This is a genomic window from Sphingomonas zeicaulis, from assembly GCF_050433225.1.
In the GTDB taxonomy this organism is placed as follows: Bacteria; Pseudomonadota; Alphaproteobacteria; order Sphingomonadales; family Sphingomonadaceae; genus Sphingomonas_D; species Sphingomonas_D zeicaulis.
Genome location: NZ_JBNPXQ010000010.1, coordinates 146,604 through 167,995 on the forward strand (window position 1 = coordinate 146,604; position 21,392 = coordinate 167,995).

Sequence of the window (21,392 nt, forward strand, 5' to 3'; positions counted from 1 at the left end):
AGAGCCGCCCGTCGTTTCAGGACGCCGCTGATGCCGTCCTCACCAGCGCGGCTTGACCCTGGCGGGCAACATCATTCAAACAGCGCCAAGTCGATTGCCGCCGCGAGGGTTGATCGTCGAGATAGGAATCGACCTCGGCGATCACCTCGAAGTGAATGATCTGCTGTCGCCGGAGCCGCCGAACCAGCAGGTTGCGCGCGATCGAGAAGAAATAGGCGTCGGGCCGGTCGATATGGCTGACATCGTCGAGCTTCGCGATGCGGCAATAGGCGTCCTGGATGATCTCATCGACATCTTCGGGCGAGGTTCTGCGGGACAGCCAGGCGCGCACCTTCCACTCGCACGGCAGGACATGGGTCGCCACCCACTCCGCCATGGCGGCGCGGCGCAGTCTCTCAGTCCTCGTCCTGCTCGATTCGCTCTGCATGCCCCCGGCCTGCCTTTGTCCGCCTTTTCTATCAAAGAGACGCGGGCGCGAAATATCCTTCCTGCCGGCCGGGCCCTTTCCGGTTCAGCCAATCCCGCATGATGATCCGGCTGTAGTCCCGGCCCCGTTTTCAACGCACACATCTGCCGCTAGGGTGTCGCGTCAGCGGGAGAGGCGGTATCCGATGGGTTTGCGTGATTTCTTCTCGAAGCAATTGGTGGATATCATCGATTGGACGGAGGAACCCGGCATGCTCGCCTGGCGCTTCCCGATGCGCGATCGCGAAATCCAGAACGGCGCGCAACTCACAGTCCGCGAGGGGCAGACCGCGGCCTTCTTCAACGAAGGCACTATCGCCGACATGTTCGGCGCCGGCATGTACACGCTGGAAACCTCGACGCTGCCGCTGCTCACCGCGCTGCAGAACTGGGACAAGGGGTTCAAATCGCCGTTCAAGTCCGACGTGGTCTTCTTCAGCCACAAGGAACAGATCGGCCTGAAATGGGGCACCGCGCAGCCGGTGACGGTGCGTGACGCCGAATTCGGCCCGCTGCGCATCCGCGCCTTCGGCAGCTACTCCTTCCGCGTGCTCGATGTCGCGCCCTTCTATTCGCGGCTGGTCGGCACGCTTGATCGGCTGACGGTGGCGGATCTTGAGCCTCAGCTTCGCGCCGCCATCGCCACCGCGCTCGCGACCGGGCTGGGCGGCGGCAAGACCGCCTTCCTCGATCTTGCGGCGAACCAGACGGCGATGTCGGAAGCGCTGAAGGCGGCGGTGGAGCCGGTGTTCAAGCAATGGGGTCTCGCTGTCTCCACCTTCTTCGTCGAGAGCCTGTCGCTGCCCGAAGAGGTTCAGAAGCATCTCGACAAGTCGAGCTCGATGCGCGTGCTGGGCGATCTCGATCGCTATGCGAAATTCCAGGCCGCTGAGGCTATCGAGACGGCGGCGGCGCAGCCGGGCGGCATGGCGGGTGTCGGCGCAGGTGCCGGGGCGGGCATTGCGATCGGCCAGGCGATGGCCGGCGCGCTCGGCAACACGCAGAGCGGTAGCGGCGGCGCTCCGTCGGAGGATCCGTTCGCGTTGGTCGAGAAGCTGCACAAGCTGCTGACGATCGGCGCGATCACCCAGGCGGAGTTCGACGCCAAGAAGGCGGAACTGCTCGGCCGGATCCGCTGATCCCGCGATGCTCGCGGTGCCTTGCCCGAATTGCGGCGCGGAGATTATCTTCCGCTCGCCCGCGCTGCCGGTGCGCGTGTGCGACTATTGCCGCAGCGCGGTGACGCGTATCGGTGACGAACTTCGCGCGCTGGGCGAGGTGGCGGTCCTGCCGTTCGATGTCAGCCCGATCCGCATCGGCACCGCCGGCCGCTTTGACGATGCCGCCTTCGACATCATCGGCCGCATCCGCTGGGGGTGGAGCGACGGATCGTGGAATGAATGGCTGGCGCTGTTCGCCGATGGCAGCCATGGCTGGCTCGCCGAGGCGATGGGGCAGTTCATGCTGACCCGCAAGCGTCGCCTGTCCGACTTCCAGTCGATGATGATCCGGCGGATGGCGGAAGGCGGCCAGCCGGAGATCGGCGAGACCGAGACGTTCGACGGCGAACGCTATCGCGTGGCGGACATCAAGCAGGCGCGGTGCATCGCCGCCGAAGGCGAACTGCCCTTCGCCACGCCGGACGGCTGGACGATCACCAGCGTCGACCTGCGTACGACCACCGGCGCAGTCGCCAGCTTCCAGACCGATGGTCGCGAGCGTGGCCTCTATCTCGGCCGCTATGTCACGCTCGGCGAATTGCGCGTCACAGGATTGCGCGAGATCGGCGGCTGGACGATGCCGCGGTTCGCCGCCTGAATGGTCGGCGCTGCCCCTCCGATCGCGGCGGATGCACCGGCGCCCCCGGTCAAACCGTTGGCCTGCCCCAATTGCGGCGGCACGATCGAGCTGCGCGCCGCAGGCTATAGCACGACGTTGGTCTGCCAATATTGCAGCTCCGTACTTGACGTGACCAATCCCGACGTGCGGGTTATCGAGTGCTACAACGAGGCCAGTCGGCGTCTTGCCATCCCGCTGGGCACGCGCGGCACGCTGCAGGGCATCGAATGGGAAGCGATCGGTTATCTCCGGCGCTCCGAGGGCGGCAGCTATCCGTGGGACGAATATCTGCTGTTCAACCCCTATCACGGCTATCGCTGGCTGATGACCGACGGCCGCGGCTGGACGTTGGGACGGATGTTGACGGTGGATCCGGGCAACGGTGCCGGCAGCCGCGCGGTCGAGGGCCATGTCTATGCGCCTTTCTTCGGCGGCGGTCGCGCGCAGGTCGATTATGTGCTGGGCGAATTCTACTGGCGCGTGAAGGTCGGTGAGACGGTGGACACCGCCGACTATGTCCGCCCCGGCTGGATGCTCTCGTTCGAGGGCAATGAGCAGGAGCGCAACTGGACGGTCGGCGAGCTGCTCGATCCGCGCAAGACCGCCAGCGCCTTCGGGCTGACCGCGCCACGCCCCTGGCGCCCCGGCGGTCCGCCGCCCCTGCCGCACCAGATCTCTCCTTATGGCCGCGCAGTGAAGTTCGGCCTTGCCACCGCGTTCGCCGGCTTCGTCGCGCTGTTGCTGGTCCTGATCCTGTTCGGCGGATCGAGCGACGTGCGCAGCTTCGATCTCGATCTGCAGACCGCCGGCGGGCCGATGAGCCGGACGGTCGGCCCGGTCACGCTGCGGCGGCCCTATCAGGCGGTGACGATCAGCGCCGCCGCACCCCGCCTCGAAAATGCATGGGTCGACCTCGACTATCGTCTGGTCGACCGCAAGACCCAGCGCGCGTTCGAGGCCTATGGCGTCGCCGAACGCTATTCGGGGCGCGATTCCGATGGAGCCTGGACCGAGGGCAGCCGCGGGGCGACCACCAAGATCGCCAGTGTGCCCGCTGGCGACTATGATCTGGTCGTCGATGCCAATGCCACGCGCTGGACCTATGCCGGCAGCGACCGGGTCTATGTCACCGTCACCGTCAAGCCCGGCGGACGCTTCTGGTCCAACTTCTTCCTCGCCCTCATCCTGCTGGTGCTGCCGCTGTTCTGGCTGGCATGGCACCACCTGCGCTTCGAGGGCGCGCGGCAGGGCGAAAGCGATCAGGGGTCAGGCTTCAGCATCTTGTCGGGAGATGACGAATGAGCAGCATTCTCTACGGGCTGTGGACGGCGGCGATCGTCGGGCTGTTCCTGCTGGCCTCGATCTTCGGCTATTCGCCCTTCGCCGATGGCGGCCGTGCAGCGCCGGTGGTCGGGGTCTATGGCCCATCCCATAAATAGGAGACTGAGCGATGGTTACGACATTGGCCCCGGTGCTCAACACATTGATCTATGCCGGCGTCGGCATCCTCGTCTTCGTCGTCGGCTTCGTGATCCTGGATCTGCTGACGCCAGGCAAACTTTGGGAAGAGATCAACCACAAGCAGAACCGTGCGGTCGCGCAGTTCGCCGGCGCGGTCGCGATCGGGCTTGCCATCATCGTTGCGGCGGCGATCCACGGATAACCGACGGGGGTGACGACCGAAGATCCGCCGAAAGGCAATACGATGGCCGGCGCGCTGCTGGCCTCGGTGTTCGTGGTGGCCACCTGCGGCCTCGTCTACGAGTTGCTCGCCGGCACTATCGCATCCTATCTGCTGGGTGACAGCGTCACCCAATTCTCCACCGTCATCGGCGCCTATCTGTTCGCGATGGGCATCGGCAGTTGGTGTTCACGCTATGTGAAGCGTGATGAATTGCGCCTGTTCGTGCGCGTCGAGATCCTCGTTGCGCTGATCGGTGGCTGTTCGGCGGCGACGCTGTTCCTGCTGTTTCCGGTGATCGATCAGTTCCGCTTCGCACTCTACGCGCTGGTGCTGGGCATCGGTTTTTTCGTCGGGCTGGAAATCCCGCTGCTGATGCGCATCCTGCGCGGCCGCTTCGCTTTCAGCGAGACCGTCTCCAATGTGCTGACCTTCGACTATGTCGGCGCGCTTGCCGCATCCTTGCTGTTTCCGCTCGTGCTGATGCCGATGCTCGGCATGATCCGCACCGGCTTCCTGTTCGGGCTCCTCAACGTCGGTGTCGCGCTGGCGGTGCTGTTCATGCTGCCCGACAAGCGCGGCCTCGCCGCCGAGAAGGTCGCGGCGATCCTCACCGCGCTGTTGCTGGCCAGCGGCTTCATCGTCGCAGAACGCCTCCAGCGTCTGGCGGAGGTCGCAGGTTATGCAGAGCCGGTGATCTACGCGGATTCCACGCCCTTTCAGCGCATCGTCCTCACTCGCCAGGGAGATGATCTGCGGTTGTTCCTAAACGGCAACCTGCAATTCTCCTCGCGCGACGAATATCGGTATCACGAAGCGCTGGTCCATCCTGCGATCGGGCGGGTGGCAGCGCCGGAGCGCGTGCTGATCCTCGGGGGCGGCGACGGGCTCGCCGCACGTGAGGTGCTCCGGCATGCCGATGTCCGCCGGGTGACGCTGGTCGATCTCGATCCGGCGATGACCCGGCTGTTCAGCGAAAGCGCGATGCTGACCAGCCTGAACGATGGGTCGCTGGCCGATCCGCGGATGACGGTGATCAATGCCGATGCGTTTCGCTGGATCCGTGCCGCGCGGCAGCAGTGGGACGTGGTGATCGTCGACTTCCCCGATCCCGTCGATTTCTCGGTAGGCAAGCTCTACACCGAAAGCTTCTATCGCGAACTCCAGCGCGTGCTGGCGCCGGAGGGCGTCGCCGTCGTGCAGAGCACCTCGCCGCTGGTTGCACCGCGCGCCTTCTGGACGGTGGCGACCACGATCGAGGCCGCCGGCCTCACGACGCGCCCCTATCATGCCTATGTGCCGAGCTTCGGTGAATGGGGCTTCATCCTTGCCGCGCACCGCCCGATCTCCGGCGAGGCGCGCATCCTTCCGGCCAACCGCTTCCTTTCCCCTGCCACCGAGCGTCGCCTGTTCGACTTCCCGCCGGATATGGCGCGCCGTCCAACCCTGGTGAACCGGCTCGACAATCAGGTGCTGGTCCGCGAATTCGCCAGCGAATGGGGTGTGTATGAAGGGTGATCGGCGCGGATGAGGGCGCTCACCCGTCGCGCGCTGATGATCGGTAGCGGTGCGCTTGCCGCAGGGATTGGCGCGTTCGGCTGGCACCGGCACCGGTCGGCCCTGCCGGGCGGTCTCTCAGGCGCCGATCTCAACCGCGGCCATCGCCTGCGCGACGGCGACTTTCCGGCGCCCGCGTCAGAGGAGCGCGTCGGCATCGTCGTCGCCGGCGGCGGCATCGCCGGTCTCACCGCGGGCTGGACGCTTGCGGAGGCCGGCTTCATGGATTTCCGCCTGCTCGAACTCGAGGATGAGATCGGCGGCAATGCCCGGGGCGGTGCCAATGCCGTTTCCGCCCATCCGCTCGGTGCGCATTATCTGCCGGTCGCCAATCGGGAGGCGCGGGCGCTGCGCCACCTGCTCGGGCGCCTCGGCATAATCGTCGGCGAGAAGGATGGCGCGCCGCTCTACGATCCGTACCAGCTTTGCGCGGACTCGCAGGAAAGGCTGTTGTGGCAGGGCCACTGGCAGGAGGGGCTGATCCCCCGCCAAGGCCTTACCGCGCGTGATCGCGCTGATCTGGCCGCGTTCCAGGCGGCGATGGATGGCTTTGCGCAGCGGATCGGCACGGATGGCAAACCCGCCTTCGCGCTCCCGATCGCCTATAGTTCGCGCGACCCCGAGCTGCTTGCGCTCGACCGCATTCGCTTCACCGACTGGCTGGATCGGCAGGGCTGGCATTCACCGGTACTCAGGGCCCATCTGCGCTATTGCTGTCGCGACGATTATGGCTGCGAACCGGCGGAGGTCTCCGCGTGGGCGGGCATCCATTATTTCGCCGGACGGCGTGGCTGGGCGGCGGACGGGCAGGGCGACAATCTGTTGACGTGGCCAGAGGGCAACGCCCGCCTCGCGCGCGCGATGGCGGATCGCTTTGCGCCGCGCATCGCGCGGGGCCGCATCGTCTTCGCCGCCGCGCGCGAGGGCGAGGGGGTGGTGATCGACAGCTTTGACGTCGCCACCAACCGCACGATCCGCACCCGTGCCCGCGCCCTGATCCTCGCCATGCCGCACTTCATCGCGCACCGCATCGCACCGGAAGCGGCGCCGTCGACCGCCGGCTTTTCCTATGCCCCCTGGCTGATCGCGAACGTCACCGTCGATCGCATGCCCGGCGGCCCGGGCGCGAAGCTGGCGTGGGACAATGTCTCGGCCACCGGCGAGACGTTGGGCTATGTCGTTGCCACCCACCAGACGCTCGATATGCGACGGACCGCGACGGTGCTCACCGTCTATCTGCCGCTTTCGACAATGGCGCCCGCCGCCGCGCGCCGGCTGCTGCTTGATCGGCCGGAGGAGGACTGGAAGCGGATCGTGGAAGACGAGTTGCTGCTGATGAACCCCGATCTCGCCGGCGCTATCCGCCGCATCGATCTGTGGCGCTGGGGGCATGCGATGACGCGGCCGGTGCCGGGCTTTGCCTGGGGCACCGCGCCCGCGGCGCGTGCCGCCGCGCGGGCACCCTATTTCCTCGCCCATTCGGACCTCAGCGGCCTATCGTTGTTCGAGGAAGCGCATTACCACGGCACCCGCGCGGCAGAGGGGGCAATGACGCATCTCGGCCACGCCCATGAGACTTTGTTATGACCGAGCCGATGCCCTGTCCGCCCTATGACGGCCGCCACCTGCTGGCGGACCTCCACGGTTGCACCGGGCTGGATGATGCCGCGCGGATCAAGGCGGCGCTGGCCGATGCCGCGGTTGCCGCTGGGGCGACCCTGCTTGGCACCCACCTCCATCGCTTCGGCCCCGGCCAGGGCGTGACCGGCGTGGCGTTGCTCGCAGAATCTCACATCTCGATCCATAGCTGGCCCGAACATGGCTATGCCGCGATCGACATCTTCATGTGCGGCCGCGCGCATGATCTGGAAGCGGCGCTTGCCACCATCACCGACGCGCTGGCGCCGCGCTCGATCGTCCGCCGCCTGATCGAACGCGGCTATGAGGCAGCCAGGCCGGGCGCACGATAGCGTTGCCGCCGAGGCGGCTGATCACAACCCCAGCACCGCCTTGGCGAGGGTGTTGCGCTGGTTCTCGTTGGAACCGGCATAGATCGATCCGGCGCGCTCATTGAGATAGCGCAGCGGTGCCAGTGCCTGCCATGGCGCGCCGGAGACATAGCCGTCCGCCGGCGCCACGAACTGCGGCACGGCGCCGCCGGCATCAGGCGCGCGACCTCCAGTCGCAGCCGCCCTGCTCCACTGCCCAGTGCGGCGCCGCGACCGCCGGCGGCGGTCGCTACCGCAATGGCGCTCGGCCGCAGGATCGGCAAGGTCGCCGGGCTGAGCCGCATCTGCGACGGCTTCCTCGCCAAATGGATGATGGCACCGCGCATGGCGGCGGCGCAGGCGCTGGTCCTCCAGGGACGGACGCCATGGGACATCGATCAGGTGATGCTCGATCTGGTCGGGCTCGCGCATATCGCCGACCGGCTGGAAGCCGATGGGCGAAACGCCGTCGCCCTTGCTGCGGGCTCTGGCAGCCGACGGCAAGCTGCTGCACCACTATCGCATCGGCGCCTGAGACCCCGAACAAGGAGAGACATCGTGCTCAACACATGATCTGGGGCTTCCGCACGGCGATGGGCTGGCGCGACGAGCGCGGCACCAACCTGCTCGACAGCGCCGCGCATTTCAATCACAGCCATGAAACGGGGGACGGAAAATATGTGGCGCTCGGCGCGATCGAGCCGCAATTCTACGCTGCCTTCCGCCGCGCCGCCGGCATCGCCCACGAACTGGCGTTCGACGCGCAGAAAGATCCTGTCGCATGGGGACCGCTCAAGGCGCGGCTTGCGGCGCTGTTCCGCACGCGCACCCGCGATGAATGGTGCGCGCTGATGGACAGCGAGGATGCCTGCCTCGCCCCGGTCCTCTCGATGGCCGAGGCCCCCGACCATCCCCACAACCGCGCCCGCGGTGCCTTCGTGGAACGCGAGGGTGTGATCCAGCCGGCGCCCGCGCCGCGCTTTTCGTCGATCTGACGTCAGCCGACGCGGGCTATCGCGCCGCGTCGCCCGCGGTCGATCAGGGCTTCGGTGCCGGTGCGCCGGCGTCGAGATGGTCCCAGTTGAGGATGGTGTTGAAGCCGAGCATGTAATTGCCCTGCGTCTGCGATCGCCAGAAGGGCCTGAGCGCGAACAGCACCATATGGCCCTTGCCGCTCGGCAGGTCGACCACCAGCGGCTTGTCGCTGAGCGCATCGCCGCCCGAGAGCAGCCCGCTGAGCAGCATGTCGCTCGACTTGGTGGGGAAGGACATCACGACGCGCGGCAACTGGGTCGGCTCGGCACCAAAGGCGCGCGACGCGGGCTGCTGGGTCGGGCCATGGTCCACCGGAGCAACGGCGACGGGCTCGCTCACGCCCGGAGCCCAAGGCGAGAGCGGGGCGGACGCGACGTTCGGTGTCAGGTTCTGCGCCAGCCGCGCACCCGCCGAATTCGGATCGATGGCGCCGCCGCCCCGGCTCTCGCCGCGCGAAATGTTCAGAACCGGCGCCTGCGAGAAGTAGACCGGCATTTCCTTCTGGGCGTAGCCATAGACGATCGGGCTCTTCTGATCGACGATCACGCCGCGCATGACCGAACCCTTGTTGTAGAGTTCGGGCGGGGTCGTGACGGTAACACCCGGCGTCAGGCCGAACGCCGAGAGCATCTCGACGGTCGAACCGTCGGCAAGCAGCGTGCCGCCGCCTTGGACGAAGCTGCGCAACGCCTCCAGACCCTCGCCGCCGAGGCCGCCGCGAATATCGTCGGCCGAATCGAGATTGCCCAGGTTCGGGGTCAGCGCGGTCTTCTTGTAGGGTATCGGATCGGCGCCGTTCACCGGCAGGCCGACGAACTGCTCGCGCGCGGCGACCGCCACGGTCGGATAGATCAGCACATCATATTTGGCGCGCAGGTTTGGCCGCTGCTTCAGCGTGGTGTCGGCGAAATAATCGTAGGGGATGCCATATTTGTCGAGCGCCAGGCGCCACCAGCCCTCGTCCTGCGTGCGCAGCCAGGAATGGACATAGGCGATGCGCGGCGCGGTCAGCACATGGCTGGCGACCGCGGGCGCGGCGGCCAGCGCCTCGCCCTTCACACCCAGGCTGCGTGCGAGCTGATCGACCGCACCGCGATTGGCGTTCGGCAGAATGAAGCTGCCCGCGGCATAACGCCGGCCATTAGCCTCGAACGGCGCGTCCGCCGCCAGCATGCGTACGCCCTTCAGCTTGAAGCGCAGCGACACCAGCGCATTGTCGCCGGTATGATCGAACACGATCACCGGGCCGGTGCCGGTCACGCCGCCGGCGAGCGGGATCTCGCCCGCAATCGGCGCAAGCGCCTGCGAGAAGACGGCCGGATCCTTGATCGTCTTCATCTCGACGTTGCGCATATAGTGCATCGTCCAGCCGGTATCGTCATAGGGACGCGGGTTGGACGCCGGATAGTTCTGCACGCTGAAATACATGTCGAGCAATGTGCGGTAGGGCTGGTCGGCGCGGATCACATAGTCGCCGGCCGCCACCTGCACGCCGCCCGCAGTGAAGGCCTGCGTCGCCGTGCTGATTTCGACGCCCTGGCGGACGAGCGTGTTGAGCATGTCGATCGCGTTGTCCGGCGCGTGCTGCGCGGCGGGGACGACATAGGCGTTGACCGCACCGGTCCGGCCGATCTCCACCGCATTGCGGTTCTTGATCCAGTAGTTTTCGAGATAGGTCGCGCGATCGTCCGCCACCTTGTTCAGCGCGAACAGGATCGCCGACTGCTGGATGTTGACGTTGTTGCGCGGCCCCCAGTCGACCGAGGGCAGCGGCGGGTTGGGGCGATACCATTCCTTGCTGGTCGTCGCCGCCGGCATCTTCAGGCCCTTGGTGATCTCGGGGCCGTAGCTCTGCACCTCGTAGAAGCGGCCGAAGCCGTTGTGGGTCTGCGCCACCCAGAACAGATAATTGGGGACCCAGCCGTCATAAAAGCCGCCGGTCCATACGCCCGGCACGCCGCGCTTGGTCAGTTCGGTGACTTCGGTCTCGGCCAACAGCCACCATTCGCCCGGCTGGATCGGATCGAGCTGTGGGTTATAGGGGCCGCCGCCGGTCGACGCATAGAGATAGGCGACCGATTCATGGAGGTCGTGCAGCACGGTCGGGTGCCAGTCGAGCACGCCCTTGGTCACGTTTTGGGTGAGCTTCAGCGCCTGTCCCATGCCGTCGCGATTGTTGTCATGCGCGACATAATGGCCCCAATACATGAAGGGCGGCTTGGGCTTGCCGGTCTTCTTGCCATAATAATAGGTATCCACCAGCCGTTCGCGACCGTCGACTTCGACCACCGGGGTGATGAAGGTGATCACATTCTCGCGGACATTCTTGATGAACGGCGTTTCCTCGACAGCGAGGCGGAAGGCCAGTTCGATCAGCGTCTCGGGCCCGCCGGTCTCGGACGAGTGGAGACCGGAGGTCAGCCAGTAGATTGGCTTGGCGATCTTGATGATCTCGGCGGCCTTCGCGGCATCGGTGCGGCGCGGATCGCCGAGCGCGGCGAGTTGCGCCTTGTACTGATCGAGATTGGCGATCGTCGCCTCGTCGGCAATGGCGAGGACGACCTGCTCGCGCCCTTCCTCGGTGGTGCCGAGCGTCATCAGCTTCACCCGTTTCGAGGTGCGGGCGAGCTCGCGATAATAGCGGTGGATGTCGGCGGCATAGGTGAGCTCGCCGGGGGTGCCGGGAATGCGGCCGAAGAATTTGAGCGGCGACGGCACCGTATCCGACGCCGGCATATGATCGACCAACTCGGTGGTGAAGCGCTTGTCGACGAGATGCTGCGCGATCAGCTTCGTATATTCGGCGTCCTGCGGCTGGGTCAGCGGCGTCAGGCCAGAGGGGACGGGCGCGCCCGCCGGTCCGAGCGTGGCTGGCGTCGGTGCCTGGTTCTGGGACTGCGCCCGGGCCGGCAGCGCCGACAACATGGTCGCGGCAAGCGCCGCGGACGTGATCGAATGACGGACGCGCATCGAGAATCCTCTGCCTTGAAAGGTTGAATTCGTCTGGTCTTGATGCCCGGCGCGCCGCGCCCGCCGTGCGATGACCGCCGGTGCCCATATGGGCACCGGCGGCATCATCTGGAGATCAGCGGAACTTGACAGTCGCCTGCACGCCAATGACGCGCGGCTGCGTCACCTGCGCGAAATTCGGGCGGATTAGCGTGCCGTTGTAGCGATAGGAAAGCTGCGTCGCGCTCGCCTGGCCGTTGGTGAGCCCGGTGAGGCCCACCTTGTTGAACACATTATTCGCGAACAGGTAGATGCCCCAGCGGCCCTCGTCCTTCTCAAGGCCCAGGCGCAGGCCCACCGTGGCAAAGCCGGGCAGGGTGTAGAGCGCCTCGCCGCCCGGCAGGCCAGCCGGGCCATTGGGATAGGCCGCCGCGTAGCGTGCCAGATCATAGGTGGTCAGCGACTTGCTGCGATACGCGATGTCGGCATGGGTGATGATCTGCAGGTCATCCTCGAGCGGGATGAGGTAGTCCGCAGACCCCTGGATCGTCCATTTCGGCGAATAGGGGATGCGATCGCCATCGCGGCCCGCAGCGATCGTCGCACATCCGGTCGTGCCGGGAATGAACGGGATCGGGCACTGGGTGATGCCGCTCGGCAGCGACTGGTCGCCGCGCAGCTTGGCATCGATATAGCTGCCGGATACCCGCAGCGAGAGCCCGTCGAGCGGGAAGAAGGAGGTATCGAGTTCGACGCCACGGATGCGCGCGGGGCTGGAACTGTTGGTGATGAAGCCGAAAGCGTTGTTGAAGCTCGCAGAGATCTGCATGTCGTCCCAGTCCATCTGGAACGCGTCGATGTTGACGACCACCTTGCGGTCAAACCAGGAGGTCTTGGCGCCGATTTCATAGGCCCACACGGAGTCCGAAGAATAGACCGCGGCATAGCTCGGCAGACCGAGCGTCTGGTTCACGCCGCCCGGGCGATAGCCCTGCGCCGCCGTGGCATAGAGCATGAAGTCACGGTTGAACTTATAGTTCGCACCGAACTTCAGCAGCGTGCCATTCTCGTCGCCGCTGGTGGTCAGTTCGGCCTGGCGGGAGTTGCCTGCGATGTAGCTCGGCACCAGCACTGCCGAGGTCGTGTCCTTCATATATTTGAAGTAGCGGCCGCCCGCGGTGACGCTCAGCGCATCGGTGATGTCCCACGTCGCCTCGGCGAAGCCGGCGATCTGTTCCAGCCGGTCGTCGATCGTGCGGTCGAGGCCGGTGAAGTTGGTGCCGACGATGTAGGTGTTGCCGGTCGCGAAGCCGTTGGGATAGTTCTGCAGGCCGGTGACCGGATCAGACCGCTCGAGGATCGAGCGCGTATAGTTCTTGCGGTAGCTGTGGTAGAAACCCACCGTCCACTTGAACGCATAGCGATCGTCGGCGAGCCGGACTTCTTCGGTGTTGGTCTTGTTCGACTGCGGCTGGTAGGTGGACTGGATACCATAGCTGTTGACCAGATTCTGGTAGCCTGCGCCGTTACAGGTCGTGTTGACGAGGTAGCCAGCCTGGCAATCCGCCAGATAGCGGCTGTAGCCCGGAATGGCGGTGCCCGCGCCGGTATAGGTCGGCACCAGCCCGCCGGTCTGGTTGATGCTCTGATAGCGCGAGAAATAGTTCGTATAGTCGAAGCTGTATTTGAGGTTGCGTTCCGAATAGGATGCCGTCGCGGTCAGCGTGGCGAAACCGACATCCCAGTTCAGCGTCGCGGCTGCGAGCTTCAGTTCGTCTTCCTGCGGCTGCCGGATCAGCAGCGACTGATCGTAACGCTTGTTGGTCAGCAGATATTCGGAGTAGTTCCAGTCCGAGCGGGCGCCGGTACGGTTCTGGTACACGCCGAGCAGGTCGAGCGTGACATCCTCGACCGGCTTGATCCGCACCGTCAATCGGCCGCCATAGCTCTCGGTACCGTTGATGTCCTTGAAGCCGAGTACGCTGTTGTCGATGAAGCCGGCGCCCTTCTCATAGAAGCCGACCACGCGCGCGCCGATCTTGTCCTCGATGATCGGCACGTTGACCATGCCGTTCATCTGATAGCCCAGCGATCCGCCGGCGCCGTCGATGAACGTCACTTGCGCGTCGACCGCGCCTTCGTAGCGATCCAGCTTGGGCTTGGCGAAGATGATGCGGATGGTGCCGCCCATCGAGCTCGCGCCATAGAGCGTGCCCTGCGGACCGCGCAGCACCTCGGCGCGCTCGACGTCGAACAGGCGCAGGCCCGGCAGCGTGCCGCCCGCGTCGTTGGAGACGCCGCCGGTGCCGCTCAGCGGAACCTCGTCATAATAGAGGCCGACCAGCGGTTCGCCGGTCGCGTAGAGGTTGCGGATGATGACGCGGCTGCCGCCGTTTGAGCTCTCGTTGATGACGAGGCTGGGAGCGACGCGACCGAGCGAATTGGAGTCGGTGATGTTCTGCCGCACGAGCGACTCCGAACTCACCGCGGAGATCGAAATCGGCGTTTCCTGGATGCTCGTCGCACGCTTCAGCGCGGTGACGATGATATCACCGCCGCCCTGCTCGACGGCCTCGGATTGTGGCGCCTCGGTCGTCTGCGCATGCAGCGCGGTAGCCGTGCTAAGCAACGATACTCCGAGCAGGATGCCTGCTCGGCGAAACGGAAACGAAACATCGATCATAATTGGTCAGCGCCCCCTTGTTGTAACGGGACGAACCTGGCGCCCCGCACCATGCCCGATCATCGGCGAGGCCCTTGCCCCTGCCGACATCGTCGCCTTCCTGCCCCCACGAGGGATGCGGCCTCGTGCCGCGTCCTGTAACCAATGAGAAACCGAACTGACATTTAACGCAACACTAAAATAATATGTTTGAATGCTAAAATATGGTCATATTGCGCTACGGATTGAGTGATTTGCAGCAGAATGAACCACGGCACAGCGGGGCGGCACGGCTGATGGATTCGACCCCCTGCCGGGCGCCTTGATACCGCGCGCATCCAGGCTATGAATTGCTGGTCCGGCGGGAGGGAATCTCCACTTATGACCGCAAAGCTCGACTCCTTTGATCTGCGGATCCTTCGGACGCTCTCACGAGATGGCCGTATCAGTTGGCGCGATCTTGCCGACGCGATCGGCCTGTCGCTGACACCGACGATGCGGCGCGTGCGACGGCTGGAAGACGAAGGTTATATCCTGGGCTATGCCGCGCTGCTGGACGAGCGGAGGCTGGCAGGGCAAATCGAGGCGCTGATCTCGATCAGCCTCGATCGGCAGTCTGGCGCGGCGCTGCTGAGCTTCGAGGACAGCATCTGCGCAATGCAGGAGGTTACTGACTGTTTCGAGGTGACCGGAGACCATGATTATCTGCTGCGCGTCGTCGTCACCGATCTGGATCACTACCAGAGCATGCTCAGCGCGCTCTCCCGCATTCCGATGCTGTCGCGTATAAACTCCAGCTTCGTGTTGAAGACGGTGCTCCGCCGCGCGTCGCTCTTCGCAGGCGTCGAAGCTGGCCATCCTCCCGAACTGGATCGCGGCATCGCCGCACCGACCTCGATCGATCCGAACTGAGCCGCCTCGTCAATTCACCGCGCGATCCTGGTCCGCCGAATAGTTCACGCAGCGCGCGGCGCGTCAGCTTGCCGGAGGGGGTCTTGGGCAGCGCGCCGATGAAGGCGATCGACTTGGGCAGCTTGAGCCCGGCGAGGCGGCGGGGGATCAGTCTTCCGGCTACGGCAGCACGCGCATCAATGTCGCTGATGTGCTCTGCATAGGCACGGCGCAGTGCATCATCGATATCGTCGATGCCGAACGCATAGCGCAGCGAATGGCGCGCGACGAACAGATGATCGCACGCGCCGACCAGCGAGAAAAAGAAGAGCAGCGGGTCGATCGGGCGGAACAGACTTTCCGCGCGGCCCTGTTCGAGGATGGACGCCTGCGCAGCGGCCAACGGACGGGTCAAGCGCTCGGAGGTGAAGCGCGTGGTTTCGGCATCGGTTTCCACCGCCAGCGCTGCGGCCGGCCGGACGGTGCGCAACGGCAGGCGCTGATCCGCGGCGGTCGCCTACCTCGATCCGGCGATGCGCGTGAATCTGCGGGTCGAAACGCATGCGCAGATGATCGTCGCCGGGCCGTGCGGGGGCGACGGATCGCCGAACAGCCAGCGCTGGTTTTTCGGCGATCATGAACTGGCGCCGGGCGCGCAGGCGGCCAGCGACGCCGACACTCTGGCGCATGCCAGGCCCGCAGGCACCACCTCGTACCATCCGGTCGGCACCTGCGCGACGGGGCGGGTGCCGCCGCAGTGGTCGACCCGCAGCTGCGCGTCCATGGGGTGGCCGGGTTGCGCGTTGTTGATGCCAGCATCATGCTGCGCATCGTTTCGGGCAACACCAACGAGCCCACCATCGCGATCGCGGAGAAAGCGAGCGACATGATCCTGGGGAAGGGCGCGTTGGGAGCGGTGGCCTAGCTGCTGACCACCGCCGCCGGCGCGCCGTTCACGTTCACATTCTCCAGCGTCAGCCGTTCCACGCCGCGCGCGATCAACTGGCTGCGCTTGGCATCCTGCAAAGTCACGTCGATGTCGCGCAGTGTGAAGTCTGAAATCACGGTGGTGGCATTGGACGAAATATTGCCGAAGCCCCGCGTCGTGCCCCGCACATCCTCGATCAGGATGTTGCGGATCACGCCGCCGGGTGGCTGCGCCGGTACCTTGGTGCCGTGGACCAGCCGGGCGTTGACGATCAGCCCGATCGCGGGATCGTCGGCGCCGAAGGTCTTGGGGTTGGGCAGCCCGTAGAACACCTCGCCGCGATGCCAGAAGGAATAGGGCGTCGGCGCGGGCGCGAGGCGGACGCCGCGGACATGCAGCCGCTCATAGACCTGCCCCGGCGTATCCGGCCGGATCTTGAACCGGATCGTCGGGATATCGCCGACATTGGTGATCCGCTCCACCTTGATATCGCGCATGACCGTGCCGTTGCTGCCGAAGGTGATGCAGCCGAGCCCATATTCGAACTGGCAGTCATGGATGTGGATGCGCTCGGTGGGCGGCGCCTCGGCATAGGCGGCCGCCCCCGGCCCCTGCGTGCCCTTCAGCGCGATGCAGTCATCGTCCACCGAGAAGCGACAGTGCCGCACGGTAATATCCTGGCAGCTGTCGAGATCGATGGCGTCGCTGCTTGGCGCGCGGATCGTGTGCGGTACGTCGAAGCCGCATTTTTCGATCACGGTGCGCGTGCAGCGATAGAGGTGGAGGTTCCAGAAGGCGGCATCCTTGAACGCCACGCCGCTCACCAGCAGGTCGTCGCAATCCTGCAGGAAAGCGATCTGGGGGAAGGGATATTTGACTTCCTGACCCTCGAGCCTCTCTTTGGGGGCGGAGAAGAACATGCGCCAGAAGGGCTCGCCATGGCCGTCGAGCGTGCCGGCACCAGTGATGCGCAGCCCCTTGATGCCCTTGGCGTTGACCAGCGCCATGCGTAGCGGTTCTGGATAGGCCTCGCAGAAGCGGCGCATCACCAGCGGATAATCTTCCAGCCGGTCGGAGCCCTTGAGCACCGCGCCCTTAGCAAGTTCGAGATGCGTGCCCTGCTTGAGGAAGATCGATCCGCTGATGAACGTGCCGGCCGGCACCACCACCGTGCCACCCCCCGCCTCGGCGCAGGCATCGATCGCCTTCTGAATCGCTTGCGTGTTGATGGTGGCACCGTCTGCCTTCGCGCCATAGCGGGTGATCAAGAATCTCTGTGAGGGCGGCGCCGCGATGCTGGGGAAGGCCGGCAGCGCGCACAGCAGCCCGGCGGTCGGCACGTGCCTCAGAATCTCTCGCCGCGATCGTTCCAAAGTCCCTCTCCCCTAAAAAGGCTGCATCCGATGCAGCTTTCAATCTTGTCTTACAGGTTATTCTGTCTTACAGGTTTGTCCACCTTAGAAAGCGAAAAGCTGCATTTGGGGGAGGTATCGATGGAAGATCCGTTTCGACTGCTTTCGAATCGTCGCGGCATGGTGTCTGCGCTGGCGCTGAGCATGGGCTTTTTGATGGCGGCGACGCCCGCCTTCGCACAGGCCGACGCCGCGCCGCAGGACGCGCAAGGCGAGGCGGAGACTGCGCCGCCAGAGGCCCCGCCGTCGACCGCCGAAGACATCGTGGTCATGGGTTTCCGCCAGTCGCTCACCAACGCGCTGGCGATCAAGCGGCAAGAAGTCGGGGTCGTCGATGCCATCACGGCCGAGGACATCGGCAAATTTCCCGACTCGAACCTCGCGGAATCGATGCAGCGCCTGCCCGGCGTCGCCATCACCCGCGGCGATGGCGGCGAGGGCCGCACCATCTCGGTGCGCGGGCTCGGTGCGCAATTCACCCGCGTTCGCCTCAACGGCATGGAAGGCGCGAGCTCGACCGGATCGTCGGATATCCGCTCCGGCTATGTCTCCTCGCGCTCGTTCGATTTCAGTGCCTTCGCGTCCGAGCTGTTCAGCTCGCTGTCGGTGCGCAAGACCAGTTCGGCGGATGTCGAGGAAGGTTCGCTCGGCGCGACCGTCGACCTGCAGACGCCGCGGCCGCTCGACCTGAAGGAAGACTTCACCTTGTCGGCCAGCGCGCAGGGCACCTATGACGATCTGCGCGAGCGCGTCAGCCCGCGCTTCACCGGGCTGATCTCCAAGAAGTTCCTCGATGGCACGCTCGGCATTTCGGGCTCGATCGCCTACACCCGGCGCTATACGCGCGAGGAAGGCTATTCGGCGATCGACGTCATCCAGGGCAGCCTCAACCGCTTCTGCTCGCCGATCGGCTATACACCGCAAAGCCCCGGCAACAGCGCGACCAACGGCTCCAATGCCGCCAATTGCTCGACGGGCAATCCGCGGCTGCCGAACACGCCGACCAATGCGGCCAATTATGCGCTGGTCGATAATGCCGGCACCTTCATCCCGCGCAGCCCGCGCCTGATCCGTTCGGACCAGGATTATTCGCGTCTCGGTGCCACCCTGACCCTGGAAGCGCAGCCGTCCGATCGCACCCGCGTCGCGCTCGACGGTCTGTTCTCGCGCTATGACGTGACGCGCAGCGACCAGACGATCACCGCCATCTCCTTCTCGCGCAACGCCGGCCAGCACGGCAGCGCCGAAACCTCGGTGCTCGATGCCGTCCGCGCGGACGATGGCACCTTGACCTATGGCCTGTTCAACGGCGTCGACATCACCAACGATCTCACGCTGACCAAATTCACCACCACCTTTAGCCAGATCAACCTCAGCGCCTCGCACGATTTCGGCGGTGTGAAGCTCGATGGCTATGTCGGCATGTCGCGCACGATCATCAACCGGCCGATGCGCACCCAGATCGGCATCTTCAACAACAATGTGAACGGGTTCTCCTTCGATTTCCGCGATGGCGGGCGCATCCCCGACATCAACTGGGGTTTCGACGTCACCAACCCGGCGAGCTACACCTTCGCGCCGCCGCTGGCCGACAACACGACGCGCGGCACGCTGGCGCTGACCCGCGGGCGCGATGAGACCAACAACACCACTGCCGAACTCAATGCGAGCTGGGATGTCTTCGATGGCGTCAAGCTGCGCGCCGGCGCGCAGTATCGCCAGTCCGAATATGAGACGCTCAGCCGCAGCCGCGTGACGCAGAATCTTGCGCCGCTACTCCCCGCGGGCACGTCGATGGCGGATCTCACCTCGCCGCTCACCGGCTTCGGCAGCTCGCTGCCCGGTTCGACGATCTCGGGCTGGGCAGCGCCGGACTATGACAAATTTGATTCGGTGCTCGGCTTCTCGAGCGAGAGCGGGATCTACGCGTTTCAGACGACCACCGACGGTAGCCTCAAGGAAACGATCAAGTCGGCCTATGGCATGATCGAGTTCGATACAGCTGCGCTGCCGGTGCGGCTGCGTGGCAATGTCGGCGTGCGCTACGTTCATACCGACCAGGTCGGGCAGGGCGCGCTGGCCGGTGCACCGCTGACGCTGTCGCGCAGCTATGAGGATTGGCTGCCCTCGGCGACGGTGGTGGCGGACATCACCGACAATCTCATCCTGCGCGCCGCCGCCGCCAAGGTGATGACGCGCCCCGAACTGTCGGACCTGTTGCCGGGATCGGTGTCGATCGCGCTCAACACCCGCACCGTATCGAGCGGCAATTTCCTGCTTGAGCCGATCCGCGCCAAGACGGCGGACGTCTCGCTCGAATATTATATCGGCCGCAGCGGCATCGTCTCGGTCGGCGCCTTCTATAAGGATATCGACACCTTCATCCAGACGCTCCAGCGCAACATCCCCTTCGGCGAAACCGGGCTGCCGCTATCGCTGCTGGCGGGATCCGACAATGACGCGAACACGATCTTCACCGTATCCAACAAGACCAACACGCCGGGCGGTCCGCTGAAGGGCATCGAACTCAACGGCCAGCTCGGTCTTGATTTCCTGCCCGGCTTCCTGTCGAATCTCGGCGTGCTCGCGAACTACACGTATGTGGATTCGAAGATCACCTATTGCACCAACACCACCTGCACGACGACGGTGCGCAACGACCTCGTCAACCTCTCCAAGAACGCCTTTAACGGCACGATCTATTATGAGGATGACAAGTTCAGCATCCGCGCCAGCGGCTCCTACCGCGACAAGTTCCTGCTCCGTGTCCCTTCGGGTCGCGCGGGCAGCGACGTGCAGGGCAATATCTCCGCTTTCTTCGTCGATGCCACCGCCTCCTACCAGGTCACCCCGCAGATCCGGGTGACGGTGGAAGCGCAGAACCTGACCAATCAGGAACTCGGCTTCTACATGGACTCCGCGCGCGAGAACCCGCTCTACAGTTCCTACAGCGGGCGCAAGTTCAGCGCCGGCGTGGCGGTTCGCTTCTGATCCTCCCTGGGGCCTGCCTTATCGGCAGGCCCTTTTTTTCTATGCGCCACGATCCTCGCGAAACCGGTCGAGCTGATGCATGCGTTCGTGGAGGATCGTCACGATGCCGACGGCCCCGTCAGACAGCAGGCGCCAGTAGATATAATGGTGCTGGTACCGGGCATAATGGCCATCGATCTCGAATTCGGCCGGGATCGCGCGCCAGATGATGTCGCGTGCCGCGATCCTGTCGAAACAATCGAATAGGCCGCGGATATAGGCTTCGGCCTGATCCTCGCCCCATCGGCTTCGCGTGTAGGCGTAGATCTCGTCGATGCGACCGCTCGCGATCGTCGAGACGCGAAAGCGATGCCCGCTCAAGACCGGCGCGCGCGCGCGATGACGGAATCAGCATCCAGTTCACTGAAGCTCTTCTCGGGCGCAGCGAAGGCGCGCGTCAATTCGGCCTTCAATCGTCCGAACTGCTCCTCCTCGAACCGCGCCTTGTCGCGACGGATCAGATCGCGGACATATTCGCTGACATTCTCGTAGCTGCCCGTCTCACCGACATTGGCTGCCACGAAATCGCCGAGCGGTCCGCTGATGCGCACGTTGAGGGTAATCGGCTTATTCATGAGCGGCCTCCTGTAACAATAATAAGGAATATTGTGGACGGCGACAAGCTGCCCCAGGGCAGCCCAGGTCAACCGATGCGCGGCTACGGGGGCAGCGACCGGCGTGGGCAAGGCGAATCATGGCGCTCGTCGTGCGGTGAATCGGCGGGCGGCCAGTAATGGCGGCGTTTTGGGCTGCAACGATGGTGTTCACTGCTCTGGTCAGGCCATCGCGATTCGCATCGGGTTGGCCGGGCCTGCGATTCCCAAAGCGGCCTAAAACGCCGAAATTGCTGAGCTTTTGTGGGTCTGTGCAACAAAATTGCAAAAAGGCGTTGACCGGTGGGAACCGTCTCCATATATGCCCTTTCACCGCAGCGGGGCGCCACACTGGCTCCTGC

The 21,392-nt window shown here is 65.0% G+C and carries 19 protein-coding genes and 2 pseudogenes; 13 read left to right on the forward strand and 8 right to left on the reverse strand.

The features are described from left to right. Positions 1-16: 16 nt before the first annotated feature. Positions 17-364 carry a sigma factor gene (locus FHS96_RS25625; RefSeq protein WP_429598607.1) on the reverse strand — a complete coding sequence of 116 codons (348 nt, stop codon included), beginning with the start codon at positions 362-364 and terminating at the stop codon, positions 17-19. Between the two features lie 247 nt (positions 365-611). Here FHS96_RS25625 and FHS96_RS25630 point away from each other — a divergent pair, with 247 nt between their 5' ends. Genes FHS96_RS25630 through speD form a run of 8 tightly spaced genes read left to right on the forward strand, consistent with a single transcriptional unit; the run spans position 612 to position 7,512 of the window. Further along, positions 612-1,604: an SPFH domain-containing protein gene (locus FHS96_RS25630; protein ID WP_429598609.1), complete on the forward strand. Its 993-nt coding sequence runs from the start codon at positions 612-614 to the stop codon at positions 1,602-1,604. A gap of 7 nt (positions 1,605-1,611) precedes the next feature. Then, positions 1,612-2,283, forward strand: a complete 672-nt coding sequence (locus FHS96_RS25635) for a DUF4178 domain-containing protein (RefSeq protein WP_429598611.1) — start codon at positions 1,612-1,614, stop codon at positions 2,281-2,283. Further along, complete coding sequence (locus FHS96_RS25640; RefSeq protein ID WP_429598613.1) at positions 2,284-3,606, forward strand: DUF4178 domain-containing protein; 1,323 nt, start codon at positions 2,284-2,286, stop codon at positions 3,604-3,606. Next, positions 3,603-3,743, forward strand: a complete 141-nt coding sequence (locus FHS96_RS25645) for a hypothetical protein (protein ID WP_429598615.1) — start codon at positions 3,603-3,605, stop codon at positions 3,741-3,743. Before FHS96_RS25640 ends, FHS96_RS25645 begins: the two co-directional genes overlap by 4 nt. Before the next feature lie 11 nt (positions 3,744-3,754). After that, positions 3,755-3,967 (forward strand): DUF350 domain-containing protein, encoded by a 213-nt coding sequence (locus FHS96_RS25650; protein ID WP_429598617.1) that lies wholly within the window; start codon positions 3,755-3,757, stop codon positions 3,965-3,967. Positions 3,968-4,009: 42 nt separating this feature from the next. Then, entirely contained in the window at positions 4,010-5,503 is a 1,494-nt protein-coding gene (locus FHS96_RS25655; RefSeq protein ID WP_429598647.1) for a polyamine aminopropyltransferase, read from the forward strand. Positions 5,504-5,512: 9 nt separating this feature from the next. Beyond that, positions 5,513-7,129: an FAD-dependent oxidoreductase gene (locus FHS96_RS25660; protein ID WP_429598619.1), complete on the forward strand. Its 1,617-nt coding sequence runs from the start codon at positions 5,513-5,515 to the stop codon at positions 7,127-7,129. Continuing rightward, positions 7,126-7,512, forward strand: a complete 387-nt coding sequence (speD, locus tag FHS96_RS25665; protein ID WP_429598621.1) for an adenosylmethionine decarboxylase — start codon at positions 7,126-7,128, stop codon at positions 7,510-7,512. Before FHS96_RS25660 ends, speD begins: the two co-directional genes overlap by 4 nt. 21 nt (positions 7,513-7,533) lie before the next feature. Here the strand turns inward: speD and FHS96_RS25670 are convergent, their stop codons facing one another. Beyond that, entirely contained in the window at positions 7,534-7,692 is a 159-nt protein-coding gene (locus FHS96_RS25670) for a hypothetical protein (protein WP_429598623.1), read from the reverse strand. Between the two features lie 96 nt (positions 7,693-7,788). Between FHS96_RS25670 and FHS96_RS25675 the strand changes: the two genes are divergently transcribed. Together FHS96_RS25675 and FHS96_RS25680 are read left to right on the forward strand one after the other, a co-directional pair. Continuing rightward, positions 7,789-8,103 carry a 3-hydroxyacyl-CoA dehydrogenase family protein gene (locus tag FHS96_RS25675; RefSeq protein WP_429598625.1) on the forward strand — a complete coding sequence of 105 codons (315 nt, stop codon included), beginning with the start codon at positions 7,789-7,791 and terminating at the stop codon, positions 8,101-8,103. Continuing rightward, the gene (locus FHS96_RS25680; protein WP_429598627.1) at positions 8,100-8,525 is read left to right on the forward strand and encodes a CoA transferase; all 426 of its coding nucleotides are present in this window, start codon (positions 8,100-8,102) and stop codon (positions 8,523-8,525) included. Before FHS96_RS25675 ends, FHS96_RS25680 begins: the two co-directional genes overlap by 4 nt. A gap of 43 nt (positions 8,526-8,568) precedes the next feature. Here FHS96_RS25680 and FHS96_RS25685 read toward each other — a convergent pair whose 3' ends face one another. Together FHS96_RS25685 and FHS96_RS25690 are read right to left on the reverse strand one after the other, a co-directional pair. Further along, positions 8,569-11,535, reverse strand: coding sequence for a M14 family zinc carboxypeptidase (locus FHS96_RS25685; RefSeq protein ID WP_429598629.1), 2,967 nt, complete (start codon positions 11,533-11,535; stop codon positions 8,569-8,571). A 115-nt stretch (positions 11,536-11,650) separates the two neighbouring features. Then, positions 11,651-14,143, reverse strand: a complete 2,493-nt coding sequence (locus FHS96_RS25690) for a TonB-dependent receptor (RefSeq protein ID WP_429598631.1) — start codon at positions 14,141-14,143, stop codon at positions 11,651-11,653. 414 nt (positions 14,144-14,557) lie between these two features. Here FHS96_RS25690 and FHS96_RS25695 point away from each other — a divergent pair, with 414 nt between their 5' ends. Beyond that, entirely contained in the window at positions 14,558-15,088 is a 531-nt protein-coding gene (locus FHS96_RS25695) for an Lrp/AsnC family transcriptional regulator (protein ID WP_429598633.1), read from the forward strand. A gap of 223 nt (positions 15,089-15,311) precedes the next feature. Here FHS96_RS25695 and FHS96_RS25700 read toward each other — a convergent pair. After that, positions 15,312-15,524: pseudogene (locus FHS96_RS25700) on the reverse strand (TetR family transcriptional regulator); the annotation flags it as partial. A 181-nt stretch (positions 15,525-15,705) separates the two neighbouring features. Here FHS96_RS25700 and FHS96_RS25705 point away from each other — a divergent pair. Then, positions 15,706-15,992, forward strand: a pseudogene (locus FHS96_RS25705) (GMC oxidoreductase); the annotation flags it as partial. Here the strand turns inward: FHS96_RS25705 and FHS96_RS25710 are convergent. Then, positions 15,989-17,335, reverse strand: coding sequence for a glycoside hydrolase family 28 protein (locus tag FHS96_RS25710; RefSeq protein WP_429598635.1), 1,347 nt, complete (start codon positions 17,333-17,335; stop codon positions 15,989-15,991). The pseudogene FHS96_RS25705 and the gene FHS96_RS25710 sit on opposite strands and share 4 nt — an antisense overlap. Positions 17,336-17,488: 153 nt before the next feature. Here FHS96_RS25710 and FHS96_RS25715 point away from each other — a divergent pair, with 153 nt between their 5' ends. Next, positions 17,489-20,398, forward strand: a complete 2,910-nt coding sequence (locus tag FHS96_RS25715) for a TonB-dependent receptor (RefSeq protein WP_429598637.1) — start codon at positions 17,489-17,491, stop codon at positions 20,396-20,398. Between the two features lie 39 nt (positions 20,399-20,437). On the opposite strand, the gene FHS96_RS25720 is transcribed toward FHS96_RS25715, so the two are convergent. Both FHS96_RS25720 and FHS96_RS25725 read right to left on the reverse strand, forming a co-directional pair. Next, a complete protein-coding gene (locus FHS96_RS25720) occupies positions 20,438-20,758 on the reverse strand; it encodes a type II toxin-antitoxin system RelE/ParE family toxin (RefSeq protein WP_429598639.1) in 321 nt (106 codons plus the stop codon). Beyond that, a complete protein-coding gene (locus tag FHS96_RS25725) occupies positions 20,755-21,012 on the reverse strand; it encodes a ribbon-helix-helix domain-containing protein (RefSeq protein WP_429598641.1) in 258 nt (85 codons plus the stop codon). The genes FHS96_RS25720 and FHS96_RS25725 overlap by 4 nt, the downstream gene beginning before the upstream one ends. Between the last annotated feature and the right edge of the window lie 380 nt (positions 21,013-21,392).